At 46.4% G+C, this 19,195-nt stretch carries 10 protein-coding genes; 1 reads left to right on the forward strand and 9 read right to left on the reverse strand.

Going from position 1 to position 19,195, the window contains the following annotated elements; translation table 11 throughout:
- Nucleotides 1-34 precede the first annotated feature (34 nt).
- Nucleotides 35-1,690, reverse strand: a complete 1,656-nt coding sequence (locus FN815_RS16865; RefSeq protein WP_185957348.1) for a pectate lyase — start codon at nucleotides 1,688-1,690, stop codon at nucleotides 35-37.
- Between the two features lie 338 nt (nucleotides 1,691-2,028).
- Here FN815_RS16865 and FN815_RS16870 point away from each other — a divergent pair, with 338 nt between their 5' ends.
- Nucleotides 2,029-3,630 carry a glycosyl hydrolase family 28 protein gene (locus tag FN815_RS16870; RefSeq protein WP_142455918.1) on the forward strand — a complete coding sequence of 534 codons (1,602 nt, stop codon included), beginning with the start codon at nucleotides 2,029-2,031 and terminating at the stop codon, nucleotides 3,628-3,630.
- Nucleotides 3,631-3,789: 159 nt separating this feature from the next.
- Here the strand turns inward: FN815_RS16870 and FN815_RS16875 are convergent, their stop codons facing one another.
- The 8 genes from FN815_RS16875 to FN815_RS16910 form a co-directional block, all read right to left on the reverse strand.
- A complete protein-coding gene (locus FN815_RS16875) occupies nucleotides 3,790-4,143 on the reverse strand; it encodes a hypothetical protein (protein WP_185957349.1) in 354 nt (117 codons plus the stop codon).
- Nucleotides 4,144-4,315: 172 nt separating this feature from the next.
- Nucleotides 4,316-4,708 carry a hypothetical protein gene (locus FN815_RS16880; RefSeq protein WP_142455921.1) on the reverse strand — a complete coding sequence of 131 codons (393 nt, stop codon included), beginning with the start codon at nucleotides 4,706-4,708 and terminating at the stop codon, nucleotides 4,316-4,318.
- A 256-nt stretch (nucleotides 4,709-4,964) separates the two neighbouring features.
- A complete protein-coding gene (locus FN815_RS16885; RefSeq protein WP_142455923.1) occupies nucleotides 4,965-5,918 on the reverse strand; it encodes an RCC1 domain-containing protein in 954 nt (317 codons plus the stop codon).
- 374 nt (nucleotides 5,919-6,292) lie between these two features.
- Nucleotides 6,293-8,593, reverse strand: a complete 2,301-nt coding sequence (locus FN815_RS16890) for a T9SS type A sorting domain-containing protein (RefSeq protein ID WP_142455925.1) — start codon at nucleotides 8,591-8,593, stop codon at nucleotides 6,293-6,295.
- Between the two features lie 103 nt (nucleotides 8,594-8,696).
- Nucleotides 8,697-11,669 (reverse strand): TonB-dependent receptor, encoded by a 2,973-nt coding sequence (locus FN815_RS16895; protein ID WP_221930350.1) that lies wholly within the window; start codon nucleotides 11,667-11,669, stop codon nucleotides 8,697-8,699.
- Between the two features lie 155 nt (nucleotides 11,670-11,824).
- Entirely contained in the window at nucleotides 11,825-13,858 is a 2,034-nt protein-coding gene (locus tag FN815_RS16900; RefSeq protein WP_142455929.1) for a T9SS type A sorting domain-containing protein, read from the reverse strand.
- A gap of 62 nt (nucleotides 13,859-13,920) precedes the next feature.
- Nucleotides 13,921-16,464 (reverse strand): TonB-dependent receptor, encoded by a 2,544-nt coding sequence (locus tag FN815_RS16905; protein WP_185957352.1) that lies wholly within the window; start codon nucleotides 16,462-16,464, stop codon nucleotides 13,921-13,923.
- 67 nt (nucleotides 16,465-16,531) lie between these two features.
- The gene (locus tag FN815_RS16910; RefSeq protein ID WP_142455932.1) at nucleotides 16,532-19,126 is read right to left on the reverse strand and encodes a TonB-dependent receptor; all 2,595 of its coding nucleotides are present in this window, start codon (nucleotides 19,124-19,126) and stop codon (nucleotides 16,532-16,534) included.
- Between the last annotated feature and the right edge of the window lie 69 nt (nucleotides 19,127-19,195).

Genomic DNA, 19,195 nt, shown 5'->3' on the forward strand with positions numbered 1-19,195 from the left:
ACAGTAATTAAAAGTGTTTAGACGCCCCTAAAGATCATTTAAAAGTTTCTTCATAAAAGGTTTCATCCGTGGGACGACCACCCTTTTCCGGCTCCCCGTCGGTCGAACCATACCCTGTTAAATAAGGTGGCACGATATCCGGTTTTCCTTGTCTGGCCGCTTCCAGCATAAGCAATACTACCGGCTCAGGACGGTCAAATTTTGCATACTTGTGGTTAGCTGTATCCATGAAAAAGCCGTGATGAAATTTAACCGATAGAATGTTATCCCCTATGCGCTCTGCCAACTCCAAAAATGATGGTTCGTCTAATGACTTATGCAATTCCAGGACAGCCGCTAATAAAGTAGCATTAGAAACCTCCGTCCCCATATTCAAATCGGGTTGTTCCCCATATTCCACACCGGGATCCCCTAATCCTTCGTTGATAAACATATGACGTACTTTTTGCCATAAAGCGGAATTGCCTCCACTAAGCCGAACCGCTTTGGCAGCGGCTAATATAACGGGCCCAGTTGGTTCAAAAGCCCTGAAGGGCGTACCCTTTTTTCCGTAATATCCTGTCCGGGGCATTAGCTTTCCCGTCAAATCGGTGCCATCTGCCCACATGGGTTTAAAATGATTTTCCTCCGGAACATATGCTTGTTGCGTGTAAGCGATCAATCCCTCCAAGCTGTGATTCAAAAGGTAATCGCCGGCTTCAGTGCCTTCCAGCTTTTCGGCAAGATACAACAGCATAACAGGACTTCGGCCATACAGTGTTTCCATGCGTCCGCCCCAAAGCACATTGCCTTCCAGAGCTACATCGCCGTAAACTTCCCCAAACTGATTGGCGGCCCGGTCTCCGTATCTTGAAAAAGTGAGTTCTCCGGTTAGCGGACCTTCAGCTGGAGGCATTTCATGTCTCTTAGGTTGACTGTACTGATACACTCCAAGTCCGGTATTGGGATGTCTGGCCTGCACGTATTGTTTATATAGCCTTATCCCCCAGGTCTTCGCTTTGTCTTCTCCTCCCAGCAAATACAAACTAAGTGCAGATTGGATCATATCCGTTCCGGCATTAATAAAAGTAAGTCCTTCTCCTTCAAAAAATGGTTTGGGGTGATGAAATTTATGCTCCCACAGCGGCCCCATCTCCAGGTCATATTCCCCATGGCGATTCAAATCCAGTTTCTCCCATTCCAGGATATGTGCATTCCACATGGCGTGCAGCATTTTCCGGGTAGCTGCCGAGTCTACTTCCCACATGAATTCATAAAATGGGTAATTATTCTTCAATTCATGAGGTCGTCCCTTGAATTGGTTCTCCATGGTTTCCAGGTCCACAAATTGATGTCCACCCCAGTACAGTAGTCCCGTTTCATCCGAGTGATTGGCAAACATCTCTTTCACCGCAGCTTCCCCGGCTTTGCGATATGCTTTGTCCCCCGTTAGTTCACTTAATCCCACCAAAGTCCTCATGAGGTTTTGCTGACTGCCAAAATTGGAAATGATCCAGCTTTGATCATCATATCCCCACCGGACCGGTTCCCGGGTTCTGACATTGATCCCATCTACAAAAAGGGAAGAATGAACGTCTCCATAGGTATCTTTGCCCTGAGTTAAAACATTGTCAGCAAAGGTTTTTACGGCATCCAGATAGGGCGAGCTTTTCGTGGAAGCCTGGGCCTTCACATCAAAAGAAATAAACATAAGTAATAGAGCTAAGCTAAAAACTCTTCCCCAACTTCCCGTTTGGGATATGAATATCCCAACATTTGAATTAGAAAAAAGGTTATCAATAGGCTGCATAATTCACTCCATATTAAGTGATGCATCTTGGTAGCGCTGCACCCGTTTTTATTCCAGACTCCAACTATTTTAGTCAGGCACACTTTGTTGCAAAAGCGCTTTTAAATATATATAATTAACCGGTAACTTTAAAATGATAAAGCAGCAAATTTTGCTTTCAAAAGTCACTGAAATTCTACCTCATTTTTTACGTTATCTGCTGAATCAATTAAATCGCTTTAAATCCTAACCATCTCAACATGACCTCCTTTTCACACTCACAACCGGCCACAAAAGTCCCGGCTATTGTTCTTTCTTTTATGCTGGCTTTATTTGCTATTACAATAAACACCCAGGCACAAGTTGCCGACAAAACCGAAGACATTGCCCCCATCAATGCACCATTCGAGATGGAGCAGTTGGATCGGTCATCCATTCCTGATCGTACTTATGATATTAGGGATTTCGGAGCGGTTCCCATGTCGGAAGATGAAGACTTTAAAAACACCGGTGCCTTTCATAGGGCCATCGAAACGGCTGCGGCCGATGGAGGCGGACGCATCCTGGTGCCCAAAGGGAAATGGTTCACCGGGCCCATCCATCTTAAAAGCAACCTGAACCTGCACCTGGCCGATGGCGCTGAAATTGTATTTAGTGAAGACAAGCAGGATTATCTGCCGGTGGTTCGCCAGCGTCATGAGGGCGTGGAAGCTTACAACTATTCGCCCATGATTTATGCCTACAAGGTGAATAATGTATCCATCACCGGAAAAGGTGTGTTGAATGCGCAGGGTGATCACTGGTGGGAATGGTTTGAAGAACATGGAGCGCCACCAAGAGCTTCAGCTACCAAAGTACCTCTCTCCCGCCGCGACTGGGGCAAAGGCGCCGGTCATGAAGGGATGCGTCCGAGTTTTGTGGTGTTCTGGAAATCAGAGGATATCCTGATTGAGGATATCACCCTGAACGATAGCCCCATGTGGAATCTGCATATGATTTACAGCAAGCGAATCATCATCCGCGGGGTTACCATAAACAGCCTACAAGCACCCAATGGGGATGGTGTGGTGCTTGATTCTTCCAGTGAGGTGCTGGTGGAATACAACCATTTTGAAACCGGGGATGATGCCGTGGTGCTTAAATCCGGCCTGAATGAAGAAGCCCTGGAGATCAACATCCCCACGGAGAATGTGGTGGTTCGCAATTTCGAAGCCCGTAAAGTACGCACCGGCAGTGGCGGTGTCGTGTTCGGAAGCGAGACCTCCGGCGGGATCCGAAATGTGTATGTACATAATGCGCTGTTTGACGGCAGTGACCGCGGCATCCGTTTTAAAACCGAACGGGGTCGTGGTAACGTGGTTGAAAACATTTATATCCATGATGTGATAATGCGCAATATCACCTACCAGGCAATCAATTTTAATACCTTCTACACGGGCCCCGAAGCCACCGGACCTTCGCCCCTGCTCCGAAACATCAGCATCAAAGATGTAGAGATTGACGGCGTTCCGATAGCCATTGAACTGGTTGGCCTGCCTGAGAAATGGATTGAAAACATCACCCTGGAAAATATCACCGTTAAGAACTCTGAGCAGGGCGCCCGCATCACACGTGTAAAAAACATGACCATGAAGAATGTAGAAATTCATTCCGAACAGCGCGCTATGATCGTGGAGGATGCGTATGAGCTGTTCCTTGACAGTGTAACACTTGAGGATCAGGTAGATGAGAAACCTCTGCTGTTCACTGGGCGACACACCGGGGCTATCTTCACCGATGATTTCCCGCTGGATCAAATGGAATTTTCAGATGGGCTTACTGAAGAAATTGTAATGGAAGCACCGGCTGAACAAGCCTGGTAACAATCATCATCTTTATGATGTGGGTTAAGTAGAAGCCCCTGGCATCAGCCGGGGGCTTTTTTAATTGTGAATAATGAATATTCAATATCGAATAACGAATTTTATGCTAGTATCAATACTCGTTGCGTATTCTAAGAGTTAGTCAATAGTGCAGTTTGTTCAATGTTGGATATAAAAATAAAATGTTTCAGTTGGTTGATCTTTGCTTTCATCTCCATTGTCTACTATGACAGTAAATCTAACTCTTACATTTTCACCGGGACTACCAGCATAAGGTTCAGCTTGCCATTTCACTTTTGGGCCATTTACTTTTCCATTCACTGGTATTAGATCTTCTTCGGGTATTGAAATCCAATTAAATTTAAAGCTGGGATCCAGACTATCTTCAATAACACAATGAAACAATACGGTATCGCCTACTACAACAGTATCAGGAGTAACGTTAACCTCTAAAATTTCTGTTTGGTAATCATAAGTAGGTTCCGGGTCCGGTACCCCACAAGATTCAAACATTACTATTAGGCAAATCAATAATATTGAGATACATAAATTTCTCATAGCTAGAGTTATTCCGTCAGAAACCGATCATTGGCCATATCCGGTGGTACGGTTGTCACACTTTGGGCAAATAATGTACCCGTTGCTATTATAAATGTAATTATTAATTGTACTCCGAATTTTATCTTCATTGTTCTTTTACATTAACGTTAAAGGTTGTTTCGTTTTCTAAGCATCCAGATCCTGCTCTTAATTCTGCGATTGCCTCTCCTACTGATTCTCCTATTATTATAAAAAGAGTATAATCCCCTCTATCATTAGGATTAGCCAAGCGATTCAAGTCTATATTTCTCAATCCCGATATTACGTCAAATGAGTAGGAGACCCTTCCTTTGGAACTCACAAACACTGGTGGATCGGTTAAGTCAATAAACAAGGTATCCCCCACGGCCACCGTGGTATCGGGAATGGGGTTTTCCAGGGTGAGTGAGCCTTTGCAGGGGCCGGATTGGCTGCAATTTTGTAGCAGTAATACAACCGGGGCAAGCAGCAGGAATAGTATTAGCGGTGTTCGTTTCATGTTTAGTTCCTCTCTTTTAATTGTCTGGCCGGAATTCAGAGTGATTTATCACAAAAATTCTGCATTCAATATGGAATGTTCCCCGAATATCTCGAAACAGGCTAATGTTCGATATTTTTCCTCTCGTTGCCTTGCTCCGCTGCACCATACTTCCGAGTAATTCGGCAAGGTTCTGCCTCCTATAATAGCAAATCTGACGGAGTCTAACAGGGGCAGCAATCCAAAAATAGTCGGGCAAGCTGCCCGACCTACGTGCTTATTCGCTGGGTTTGTCCGGAGCTTTTAGCGCCATGTTGTGGAAGAAGCCCGCATCAATTTGGTAGAAGCCCGTGCCTTCCGGTACTTCGGCTATCTGACCGGCATCATTACGTTCCCAGCCCCAGGCTACGATGCTTCCATCCTCTCTGATGGCCAGGCTGTGGGTGTAGCCGGCCGAAATGGCTTTGAAACCGGTGCCTTCGGGCGTATCGCTTATCTCATTTTGAAGATCCCAACCCCATGCAGCAATGCTGCCATCCTCACGCAGGGCCAAACTGTGACGGGCCCCGGCGGCAATAGCTATATAACCAGAATCCTGTGGGGTATCATTCACCGAACCCAGCATATCATCTCCCCATGCTACGATACTGCCGTCTTCGCGGAGCGCAAGGTTATGATTTGCTCCCGCCGAAATGGCTATAAAATCATTTCCTTCCGGCGTATCACTCACCAAACCGTTCAAGTCCCAGCCCCAGGCAGTGATACTTCCATCCTGATGCAGAGCCAGGCTATGAGTACCCGCTGCCGAGATTTCTACAAAGCCGTCTGTTCTGGGGATCATTCCCTCGGCAAACTCATCCTCAATCATATAATCCCATCCCCAATACGCAATAGTGCCGTCGTTTCTTAAGGCAATATTATGCTCGTTTCCGGCATCTACTGCAATGAAGTCATCACCCTCGGGAACATCCCTTACCTGTCCGTCTCCATCGGTTCCCCAGGCCGCTATAGTGCCATCCGCCCGAAGTGCGATACTGTGGCGATATCCGGCCGAAATATCCACAAAATCTTGTCCTGAAGGTGTATCAGAAACTTGTCTTCGGCTATCATCACCCCAGGAAACAATGCGACCCTCTTGCAGGCCGTGCTGGTTTGTATTTTGCATCAAAAGATAGACTCCTGCCCCGGCAATGATCACTGCCATACCAACTACCAAATATTTAAAACGCATAGTTTTATCTGATTATAGTGTAATGGTTTCGAATTTTGATTCCCTTATTTAGCCTGAGTACGAGATAAAAAGTTCTGTTAAAATAATCCAAGTAGTCATTTCGCGGCAACGGTGCGAAATCTAATAGCTTTTCAGTATCAAGCTCTCACTTTCTGACAACAATTAGATCCCTGCCTGCGCAGGGATGACCTTAAATCTATTGTTCGTTAGGTTTACAATTACTCTTATCTCGAAGTCAGGTTAAAATACCATTCAGGTTTATGAAAAAGAAAACCCATACAGTGTTTCACGCTGTATGGGTTATTTATGGTGGATTGTGTTAAAAAATGATCAATCTATTCTGAAGAAATAGTGGTACATACATACCCTATTGCTTACTTAATCAGCATCATTTGCTGTACGCTTACACGATCACCCGCTTCCAGGCGGTACATGTAGCTGCCACTGGCAAGCGAAGATGCATCAAACTGAACTTCATGCAAACCAGCAGTTTGACGTGTATTTACCAGGGTGCCTACCTTTTGTCCCAGCATGTTATAGACCGTCAGCGTAACATTCGTCGCTTCCGGAATTTCGTACTTAATGGTAGTACTTGGGTTGAAAGGGTTCGGGTAATTTTGCTGCAGGCGGAAACGGTTTGGATTATCCGTAAGCTCGTTGGATACATCTGCGCAGGAAACGTTGGTCCGGCTCACATTGTAATAAGCAATCGGATAGCTTTCTGCGGCATAATCGGGAATACCGGCAATCCATTCTTCAAAAGAAGCATCGTCAGGCTCACAGAGATCCGTTCCGTCATATTCCAGCACGCGCATGAAATCCGCATCCGTGAAGGCCAGGGGAATCTCTCCCGTCAGCTCAGGGTTACCGGAAAGCTGTAATGCACTCAGCAAGCTAAGTTCGTTGGTTGCACGCCCGGCATTGGCCAGTTCAGCAGGTATGCTTCTTGATAGATTGTTGTTGGACAGATTCAAGGAATCCAATAATAACGCGTTACCAAGAGAAGCAGGAATACCTCCTGTAAGGTTATTGTCGTTCAGTGCCAGTACATTCAGGTTAACAGCTATATCGCCTTCACCAAAGAAGCTTGGGATTTCACCTTCAAGACCAAGTCCGGCCAGACCGAGGTAAGACAAGTTATCCATGTCGGCTAACCAGGTAGGAATTTCATCCAGTTCTATACCTGTACGGGAAAGCTCCAGGGTACTCCAGTTTTTAGTCTGGAACCAGGTAGGCAGGCTGCCGGTCAGCTCGGGATTATCGCTAAGGTCGAGTACTTCAAGTGGCAGGTTAAGCAGGTTGTTGTCTCCGATATCTCCTGTAACTCCAACATTTTCAAGCTGTAGAATTTCAATACTACCGATGCTTCCGCCAATCCAGGCTGGAATTTCACCTACTGTCATGTTCTCGTTGTCAATAAGGGTGATTTCCTGAAGACTATTTACTACAGAAAATGCAGCGGGGATACCGCCTTCAATGTCCAGGTTCTCCAGGTGGAGAGATACGAGATCAGCATTAGCCCAGGAAGCCGGGATCTCTCCGGTCACTTCAAGATTTTCAAAATGCACATCTTCGAGATTGGCAACTTCGCCTACCCACTCTGGCAGTGGACCAGTCCAGCCGCCACCGTAAAAGTTGATGCGGCGTAAACTGGGCATAAATGACATGTTGGGAATATCAGCGGTTGTTTCTCCTTCACCAATGGTGTCGCCGGGACCTCCGATTGTGAACTGCTCAAGAGCTTCCATCTGGGCAATTTCTTGTGGCAGCGAACCGGTGCGGTTGGTGTTCTGGATTTGGAAGCGAATCAGAGTTTCTCCCCATGCTTCAAAAATCCACTGCGGGATAGGACCTGGCTCTAAATCGTTATTCGCTATACGGTAGTATTCCATACCTTCCAGCTGTGACCAGTCAGGAATAGGGCCTGTAAGCTGATTGTTGTGGAAATACACCCGGTTTAGCGTAGTAAGATCTTCGTGTACCTGTGGGATAGAACCGGTAAAACGGTTGTCATCTACATAAAAACGGGTAAGTGATGGCCACGTGCCGTTGCCGCCCAGCGTTTCAGGAAGCGGACCTGAGAAATAGTTTTGGCGGATACGGAACTGATCCATAGCGGGCATCGAACCAAAAGCGTTCCAGTCTACCTCTCCAGTAAACAGGTTGGTGCGAACCAGCAGATATAACAACCGGTCAAGGTTCGCAATTTCGGGAGGAAGGTTTCCGCTGTGAAGATTCACATCAGCCTTAAAGTCTTCCAGGAACTCCATGTTTTCAATTTCTGGAGGGATAGGGCCTGGCACGGTCATATTGTTGCGCGGCATATCAATAACGGTTACGCGCCAGTCGGCAGGCTCATCATCTCCGGCTACGTTCTCTACTTCTTCAATCCCAACCCAGGTAAACACAGGATCACTGGTAAGCCATCCATCATTGTTATTCCACTGGTCACCATTGGTAGAATGGTAATAAGCTACCAGCGCCAAAGAGTCGGCCTCGTTGATGGCATAACCTTCACCCGGCGAATCCTGAGCCATTGCGGTAAATGTACCAGCTACTAAGGTTGCTACCAGTACTGAAAACGTTGTTATCCATTGCACCGGTTTCGACAAGGGGCTTGATTTCCTCCCCGGCGAACCGTCCAAATATTGTTTTATCGTATCGTGTCTAAACATATGTTGATCCTGTTATGGGTTATCATTCTACTTATGATTTCATGCTAAATTATTGTCAAAAGGACTTTGGATAGGATCACAAATCCATCCACTCATAAAAAAATTACAGCCGGTAACGCAGCCCCAGCGTTATCTCCCTTCCGTCTAATTCTGTGGTATATGGGTAATAGTCGGCGTCGTAGTAATAATTAAATTCTTTGTTATTCAGGATGTTAGACGCATCAAACCAAATCTGGAAACTTGAATTAATCCAGTAGCGAACCGTCAGAGATAAATCCTGCGCTGCATCATTGTATTGATCCAAATACACTTCTTCCGGTTGTGGCAATGCAATAGCCGTCTGTTCCCCGGCATAAGAAGACAGTGCGTTTGCAGCCCACTGGTAAGAAACCTGGGCAAAGAAATCGCCTTCACTGTATTCCAAACCGGCATTGATAACATGCGGACGCTGTCCCTCAAGTGGAGTCACATATTTATATTCCGGATCTACCTTCATGCCCAGCAGTTCTTTGAATTCAGCCAACCCATGAGTTGACTGTTCTTCTTGTCGGCCTACATCTGCTATAGACTGGGCATAAGAATAATTTGAGTAGGTAGCCAGGTTACCAAGACGGCCGGGTAAAAATTCCAGCTTTTGCTGCCAGCTGATTTCAGCTCCATATACTTTAGCTTCCTCGCCATTCTTAAATCCGTCTACGGTCCAACGACCGGTAAGGCCTTCCTCATTATCCCCGGTATAATCCACGATCTCTGTTGAAGAGAACACAAAGTCTTTCATGTCTTTGTAAAAAAGCCCCACGGTAAACTGCCCTACATTCATGAAGTAGTGCTCAAAAAGGATGTCAAAGTTATTGGAAAGCATCGGGTCCAAGTCCGGGTTTCCGCGCTGTATGGTTCGGGTTGAATAGTTACGCTGGATGTAAGGATTCAACTGACTAAAACTTGGCCGACCAATCGACCGCGAGTAGGCGAAACGGACATTGGTTAAATCACCCAGGCTAAACACTGTTTGCAGATTGGGGAAAAAGTTGGTGTAGCTGTTGGAATTACTTATATCACTGGCTCCCCGGAAAATACCAGACTGGCTGATTTCACTTTCACGGCCTTCATATTTATTGAAGGTGTGCTCAACCCGCAATCCGCCTAATACCGTAAACCATTCCACTTCAAAATTACCCATTACGTAAGCGGCATAGGTATTTTCGTTGGCAAAATAATCGGAAGTTTCGGTACTCAGGGCCCACTCCTCCAGGTCGGTTTGGAATCGTGGTGTTTGTGTGATGTAAAAATCACGAGCCTTTTCCAGGTCAATCAGCCATGGAATCTGGTAAGTAGATCCTGCACGGTTAAATATCTGCCAGGAGCCATTTTCAATCTGCTGGAACTTGGATACATCCAGGTTTGAACTGTATTCCCGAAGTAAACGCTCGCCAATTCCCCGCTTGTACGTGAGGGATGAACTGGAGCCAAATTTGAACTCACCCCAACGGTGAGGGACTTCAAAATCGATGGAAGCTTCAAAATCATTATCCACATTGCTGTTGATGCGATGATCCATATCCTGAAAAACCATTTGACTGGGCTCAGGATAACTGGGATTTCGGCTCCAGGGAGCGATCTCTACTGAAGGATTCCACCGGTCTTCCAAATCAAAAATAAACTCCTGCCGCGAACGGGTTTCGAAGCTCATTCGGTACTGGTCGTCGTTAAAGCGGCCGTGCCCCCAACCCAGTTTGTATTCAATATCCATATTATCTAAACGATGACGGCCACCCGCTTGCACCGTGTACTGATGGATGGTGGCTTCGTCCATCCGCGGAGAATAGCTCATGGTGCCCTGGTTTTCGGCATCGGGTCCGCCTCCTCCATCCGGGAAACCGGTGTAGAATGGATTTTCGATATAGTTCTCCAATCGTGGGTTGTAGCTTAGCGCATATTGATAACGGGTACGGTTCTGAACGTTGAACATCCCCTGTACATGGTAGGTTGAAACTTCACTAGGCTGAAAGGTGAACTGCAGCCCCGTTCCTATACGCTGTGGAACGCTGAAATTTAATTCAGTTCCTAAATTTGCCAGACGATCCATCGGGCCATATCCCTCAAAAGATTTCTGCCCGCCCCACTCTGTGCGTAGCACTTCATTGGCAGAAGGATCTCGCTGATAACTGAAATTCAACCCAAAAGAATAAGTGTCACTGGGAGAGTCGCCATAACTGATAGATGCTCTTCGGTTGGTTCCCATGTGCCGTACGTAACGGTCTTGCAGTCCGCCTCCAAGGCGAATATTCAGATCGCGTTCGCCACCTACCGGCCGACGGGTATTGATGTTAATCACACCGGCGAGAGCATCGGCATCCATATCCGGGGTGATTACTTTGATCACTTCAAGATCCTGAACCATGTCGGAAGAAATAGTGCTTAAATCTACGCTACGGTTGCCTCCGGTGGCTCCCATTCGCTGGCCGTCCATGGTTACATTGGCTGAGCCGGCTCCAACACCACGAATATTGGTGCCGCCGTGTCCCATGCCAGAAATGCGGGAAAGGGCATCGGTTACGGTGTTATCGGCAAAGGACTCAATCTGTTCGGAAGAGATTACATTCTTTATGTTTACCGATTTACGCTGCTCGCTAAGGGCCCGAGCCTGACCACGCTGCTGGGCGGTAATCTGAATTTCTTCTCCCTGAACCGTGGTAGCCGACATCTCCATATTCTGTGTCAGGGTTTGACCGGCTTCAACTGTAATCTGAACGTCTTTAGATTCAAAACCAAGATACCGGAAAATCAGCGTGTATTCTTCGGGAGAAACATTTCGGATTACATACCGGCCATCAATATCTGTTGACGCACCTTTGCTCGTTCCCTGCAGAATTACGTTGGCTCCAATCAGGGCCTCGCCGGTTTCTGCCTCTTTAACTTCTCCACGGATGGTCCCGTTTTGGGCAAACACACTGGCAGTGCAAAGCATCATCACGAATAAAACCGCTCCAACAAACTGTATGCTAAAGAATGAACGGCCTATTAATCTCAAAGCGCTTCCAAAATCTTTGGTAAAAATACTACCAGATCTCTGCAATGTGCTGTCTTTTTTTAACATATTATCCAACAACTTAACCGGTTAAACTAACAACTGTAATTAACAATTTATTCACTAAAGAATCAAAAATATTTGGCCTGAAATCAGACTCCAGCTCTTCTCAGGCTAAATTTGAGGGAGCCGGATTTGCTGACTTATTTTATCAAGGTCATTTTGCGGGTCAGATTAAATACCGCCTCTCCTGAACCATTGGAAGCGGTCGCATTTAAGCGATAAATATATACGCCCGATGACAAGTTACTGGCATCAAAAGCGACTGAATGTAAACCCGCCTGCTGGTTTCTCTGTACCAGGTCGGCAACTTTACGCCCGGTGAGATCATACACCGCCAAATCAACCCGTGCACTCTGTGGCAGGGCATATTCAATGTTTGTAGTGGGGTTGAAAGGATTAGGATAGTTTTGCTGAAGCGCAAACGCTGAAGGCAAACCCGTAACCGGATCAGTGGATACCGTCATTTCAGTTTCAAAGAAGGCATAATTGGTCCACAAGCCTTCGCCGGAATCATTGAGACCTCGAACTCTCCAGAAGTAGGTAGACTTACCAGACAGACTGCTATCCTCTGGAAAACTGTAAGTAGTCGTTTCTACGGTATCTTCAAAAATAATGGTTCCAAAATCACCCGCTCCGTCTCTGATCTGCAGCTGATATTCCTTAGCAAAGCTTGCGCTCTCCCAACTGAAGTCGGGCTGTATAGAAATGCCTGTTTCACCGACAGGACTTAACAGCGATAATGTACCTGGTGCCGGGCTGAATTCAGACTGGGCCTGAATGGTGTGAATGTAGTTCTCCAGGTTTGAATAACCATTCTCGGTAATTTGGCGAGAATCATTCGGGTTGGATGGATCTAAATCATTTTCAGTTTCCCATTCATCTGGAATTCCATCCTGGTCACTATCTTCAGGAGCCGGGGCACTCAGTAATTCCGGCCAACCGCCTACATCTTCCTGGCTGTCTATGATCCCGGTTCCAGCACCGTACACGCCTCCGTAAGTAGCTGTACCAGTGCGTGTTTCCATGACAACACGGGCGTCTACGGTATCGCGTCGGGGCAAAATAGCTCCGGCATAGGCCAGTACGTTTTCAAAGGCCTCTTCCGCTGTTTCAAATGATTCCAGTTCCGGAGCTTCAAATGGTTCACGTACCCTTAAATCATCTTCAAAGCTTGAAGGTACCCCTTGTATACCACCATCCCAGTTATTCGCGGTTACATCAGGATATCCATCTACGTAATTATCTTCAATATACCATTTACCAAAGGGACCATACCCTCCGTCCAAAATCCGGTGTTCTTTGCTGCCGTCATCCGTGGCCGGACCTGACTTGTAGTAATTAGCTACCATATTGTAATTACCTTCTTCTCCGCCATAAGAACTGTTTCCACCCCAATTGTAGATTACGTTGTTGCGGAAGTCGGCCAGTTCGGTTTCTGGACTGGTCGTATATCTGGCCCCGTTAAAACGTGGGTTTCGGCTGGTGTGATGTGCCAATAAATTATGGTGAAAAGTAGCGCCGGCTCCGCCCCAAATACCGCCGTAGCCATGAGTGCCTTTGCCATGCTGGGAATCATACATACTTTCACTTAGAATACTCCACTGCAGCGTAAAGTTTTCGTTGTCGTAAAAACTGCCTGTCTCATCTACCGACCAACTCATAGACACATGATCAATCATAATGTCTGAGTTTTGACGCCCCCACAATGCATCCAGACCATCTGCATCTTGCGTACTGATATCTCCGGGACGAAACCGCACGTATTGAATAATTACATTATCGGCATCAATCACCGTAGAACGGCCGCTTAAGGCGATACCATCTCCGGGAGCTGTCTGTCCAAAAATGGAAATATTATCGTTGTCTATTTTCAAATCGGTACGTAATTCAATGGTGCCGGATAGTGCAAATACAATCGTCCGCGCGCCTTCCATTTCCACTCCATGGCGTAAACTGCCGGGACCAGAATCATCCAGATTGGTTACGATATATACCTCTCCACCACGTCCGCCAGATGTATACTTACCAAAACCTTCAGCTCCGGGAAAAGCCAGCTGTTGAGCCGAGCTTTCACCCACCATAAACACCGATAGCAACACTGCAAAACCAAGCATTGCCAGCTTGCGAGCTCTCTTGAATATTTGCCTATGTGAAATAATAGAAAACTGCTTCATGTAAAGACCTTCAAATAATAATTAAGAATGAATGTGAGTAAAAAATAAAATGATACGAATGCTTATAGATTCACTTGTATACCAATATTGAATTCAACACCGGTTCTGTTATAAATACTTGTCGGATAGGCGCTACGGTTATTGATGTACGCCTCTTGCTCATTAGCCAGTAACTGATACATGTTGGCCCACAGCTGAAACTGATCGGACACATGATAGCGTACGGTAGCAGTAAGTTGTTCATAACCATCTTCGTATCGATCCAGGTAAACCGAACTCATGCTGAGTCTTGGGGCTGCTTCCTGCTCGTTGCCACGAGCCGATAAAAATTCATCACTCCAATGATAACCGAGCTGTGCAGATAGCTTCTCTCCCTGATAATTCAGCGCCACATTAACTACATGGGGACTTTGACCCAGTAAGGCTGTTTCATCACCCCGCTCGGTCTCAAAATCAGATTGTGACCAGGTGTAATTGGCATACACACCCAAATTGCTGAGCGCACCAGGCAGAAACACGAAGCCTTGCTGAAGCGCAACCTCAGCTCCGTACAATGTGGCTGACCGATCACTGTTTACGTAGGTGCGGTAATTGGTTGTAATTTCTGTAACATCTTCTTCAAAGTAATCGGAAAAATTCGGGTATTCTCCTTCCTGAATAACCATCGAGCTTTGCTGGTGCATCACAAAATTAGACAGATTTTTGTAGAACCCACCAATGGATAAAAGCCCACCTTCAAAAATTTCGAGATCAGCATAAAGATCTACATTGTCTGAAACGATGGGTTCCAAACGGCTATTGCCCTGGAAAATGGTGGTATCCCCAGGGGTGCTAAGCTCAAATGGGGCCGCAAGGTTGTAATCGGGACGCTGAAGACTGCGGGAGTAGGAAGCACGAAGGTTAGCTTTTTCAGTCAGCCCTACATCCAGCTTGGCAAATGGAATTATATTTGAATAGGAGGAATGGCTACTTGTATCCGAAGCTTCCTCAAACTGATCAAAACGATTGTAGGCCACCTTTCGCCCCTCGTAGTCAATAGCTGTATGCTCCGCCCGGGCGCCGGCAGTCAGTGATGCTTTGCCGAATTCAAATACACCCATTGCATATCCGGAGTAGATATTCTCGCTGGCAAAGTAGTTGAATATTTCTGAGTCCCGGTAATAGGCAGGAGCATCCAGGCGCATGTTGGGGATACTGGAATTAAAAAAGGCCAAAGCTTCTTCCATATCAATCACCCGTCCCAGACGATAGCGATTTCCAAATAGCGATTCCCCCCCGGCATCACTGGATTCAAATCCACTGAGATCTACAAATCCCTGGTAGGTGTAATGGTATTCACTAAAAGCACCTTGCTCGTTGGCATCTTTGTCACTGAACCTTGTACTGCCTCCGAACTTCATAGTACCCAGCCTTACCGGGAAACTCACATTTATGTTGGCTGTGATATTTTCATCGATGTGATCATCCACGATGTATTCCATCTCCCGCAAATTCATGTCTTCCGGCAAGGGCATCTCCTCATCTTCAGCAAGCTCTATCATCGGACGCTTTCTGTTGTTGGTGATGGTTTGGTATTGCACGCCGGTAGCCTGAAACGGAAACAGGTTTTCATCCCGGGTGATACTGCTTCTCGACCAACCGGCATCATAGTCTACATTAAAAGCAGATAACTGGTGTTCACCGCCCACCTGAAAGGTATATTGGGTGATATCCCGGTGTTCAATAGTCATGTGATGATTGAAGCTACCCTGAGAACCGGTCAAGGTTTGATTTTCCCAGCTTTCATTTGCTATCCATAGGTTTTGATGATGAGCCTGTTCCCGATTGTCCACGTTTACCAATCCGCGAACAAAAAAGTTTGATTGCTCAGAATGATCAAAATCCAGATGGAAACTCCCGCCAAAACGGTTGCTTCCTTTGATATTTAATCCTGTTCCAAATCGCTCCAGCACATTCACTGGCCCGATCTCAAACTCCTGAACGCCATAGCCCAATTCCAATGATTCCCACGCTTGCTGTTGCCGCTGATAGCTTAGGGCCACGCTCATATCAAGCTTGTCTGCCACCGGACCTGAAAATTGTACCCAAGAACGTCCTGTAGCTCCAAGCCGATCGCTGTATTCGGGATTTAGTCCGGCACCCAGGGCGCCTTTAAATTCTATTTCTTCTTTATTGGGTTGATAAGTCACCAGATTGATGGCGCCGGCCAAACCATCCGCGGCCATATCCGGGCTGAGCACTTTTATAATTTCAATACGATCGATCAAATCTACCGAGATAGCACTCAGATCTGTTTGGCGATCACCTAGGCCAGTATTGCCTAATCTCTGGCCGTTGATGGTCACATAAAATGCATCCTGCCCAGCCCCGCGTAAATTAATGGTGCCATCACGGTTTACCTGTACCCCCGGCAACCGCATCAGTGCTTCCTGTACCGAGAAATCTCCAAATTGCTTAATCTGTTCCGCCGTTAACGTGTTAGCTGGAGAGCTATGCTGCTGAGCAACAACAGCTGTTGAAAATATAGCCACTGCCATAAACATCAGCGCTGAAAGCCGCATAAAATGATTTCGTGCTTTTATATTATTTGAAAGTAGATCTTTCATCTCGCCTGTACATTTTGAAGTTCTTTTTACCAACATACTGATCCAGTGACTCCGAATAGTTTTCTGTTTATAAATCAAACCGCACTCCTACTCTAATCTCGAGCCCGCTGCGCATGTAAATGCTGTTTGTATAATATTGCTGGCTGTTCTGGTAGGCTTCCTGATCAAACCCAAGAATATTCTGTACGTTTGCCCAGGCCCGGAACCGGTCGGATAGCTGATATTCTGCCGTAACCGATAAATCCTGGTAGCCCTCTTCATAACGATCCATATATACTGGGGCTGAGGAGATGGAAGGGGCAAGTTCTTGCTCTTCATCAATGTTAGCCAAAATTTCATCGGTCCAGTGGTAGGCAACCCGTGCAGAGAAACGCTGCAAGGTATAACCCATGGCTGCATTTACCACATGGGGACTTTGGCCGGGAAAAGCCAGTTCTCCACGATCGGTATCATAATCGGATTGCGACCATGTGTAGTTGCCATACACATCAAAATTCCGCAGTAAACCTGGCAGAAAACTGAGCTGCTGCGCTAACTCTACTTCCAACCCATACACGGTGGCTGTGTTGCTGCTGTTTGCATATTCTCTGAGTAAAAAGCCATCACCCTGTACCTGTTCACGCAACACGGTGAAATCAGACAACTCCTTATAAAAACCTCCAATGGAAATCATACCACTTGTTGCAATTTTCTGTTCTACCATCAGGTCAATATTATCGGCAGTCACAGGTTTTAAGCCGGGGTTGCCCCTGAATATGGTTGAATCCAGATTGTGGATTCGCTCGAATGGTACCAGCTGGTAATAGTCGGGTCGGTCAATAGACCTGGAGTAAGCGGCTCGTAACTGACTACCTTCGGTGATACTGAAAAGAAACTGGGCGTTGGGGAAAAGCCGGAATTGACTCTCTGACTCTTCTGCCTTTTGGCTAACCACAAAGTCGCCGTCTTCATCAAAAAGAACCTCGTTGCCGGTATAATCAGCCTGATCGTATTCAACCCGAAGACCGCCTTTAATGCCCAATTTTCCAAAGCTCAGATCGGTCATGGCATAGGCCGCATAGATTTGCTCACCCACTTCGTAATTTCGGATTTGTGATTGATATGCATTCAGGTTCTCATTCCCGGTAAACAGCGGACGCTGATCTTCCAGAAACGCCCGTGCATTGCCTGTGTTTACAAACCAGGGTATTTGATACTCCCCGTTAATAACATCCACATTGCGATTGGGCTCCCGCAACATGTTAAAGCTGATCATCCGAAGGGTTCGGTTATACTCAAAATCGTTCTCATCGTACTCGCCATCTTTAGTGGAAAGACGGGCACTGGCCCCGGTTTTAATGGAACCGGCATCAATTGGATACTCTAAATCTACACGGGCAGAAAATTCATTCTGGGTGTGATCTTCAATAACGCGGTTAAAATCCTGCCCAATCAAAAACTGTCGATCCACGGTTCCATCATCCAGTACCTGAGTTTCACGGTTGGTGATGGACAATTGCGGATATTTACGGTCTTGCCAGTCCAAAGAGTAATCAAGCCCTTCCAGCATAAAGGGAAACTCATAGCTTTGATTCTCCACATTGCTTTGGGTCCACCCGGCCTGGTAACTCAGGATCATATTATCCATATCATTTTCACCACCCAACTGAAATGCAAAAGTGGTTGTATTGATGTCCTGCATGGAGGCGGTATGCGTGAAAGCTCCTTCTTCTCCATTAGCAGAATCAGGGGAAGTCCATCCGTCGTTGGGCGCCCAGGTATCCCGGTGAGAAGTCAGGTCCCGGTCTTGTACATTCAGAAGTCCTTTAAAGTAATAGCTTGTCTGCTCAGTGGGATCAAAGTGAGCTTCAACGGTAGTAGCAAAACGGCCTCTTTCATTGGTTCTCAAAGAGGGTGATAAACTATTCACCACATCAATCGGCCCGTTTCCTATATCAGCTAATCCATATCCAATACCGAGCTCTTCTAGGCCACTCATTTCCTGCTGATAGCTGAGATTTATATTTACACCAAAAGCATCGGTGTATCGCTCAGAATAGTTCAGCCATCCCCGTGTACTTGGTCCGGTTCGACTGATATATTCGGGGTTAGCGCCGCCGCCTGCTATGGCATGTACTTCACGTCCTTCAGCAACCGGCTCTCTGCTATTTACATTGATAACTCCGGCTAAGGCATCTGCATCCATGGATGGATCCAGTACTTTTATAATTTCGATGGATTGAAATGCATCCGTAGAGAACGCACCCAGATCGTTATTCCGGGTACCTAAACCTGAATTAGCTACACGCTGTCCGTTAAACTCAAGGGCTAAATTCTGATAACCAATTCCTCTCATGTTAATTTGCTGATCCCGCGATACCTGCACACCGGGAACCCGCACCAATGCTTCTTTCAGGGAATAGTCTCCAAAAGCCCTAATTTGTGAAACATCTAATTTCTCCAGAAATCCGAGCCCAAATTCCCATTCTTCCGTTTGGATATACGTACTGTCTTTATCAATAAGCTGAGACTGGGCTTGAACAGGAACGGCCAGCCCAAAAAGAACCATCACAAAAGAGACCCGGAGAATCCAGGACCACTTGTGCGTGTCTGCCTGTCCGGCACCCTCTCTCGCCCGGGCTGCTTTTTCACCTGATTTATGTTGTGCTCTGTAGTTTTTCATGACATCCAATTACTTAATCTAAATCCGCTTTTAAGTAGTAATTCTTAATTTTTTAAGAAGCGCTTTCAG

The organism is Gracilimonas mengyeensis (assembly GCF_900182705.1).
In the GTDB taxonomy this organism is placed as follows: domain Bacteria; phylum Bacteroidota; class Rhodothermia; order Balneolales; family Balneolaceae; genus Gracilimonas; species Gracilimonas mengyeensis.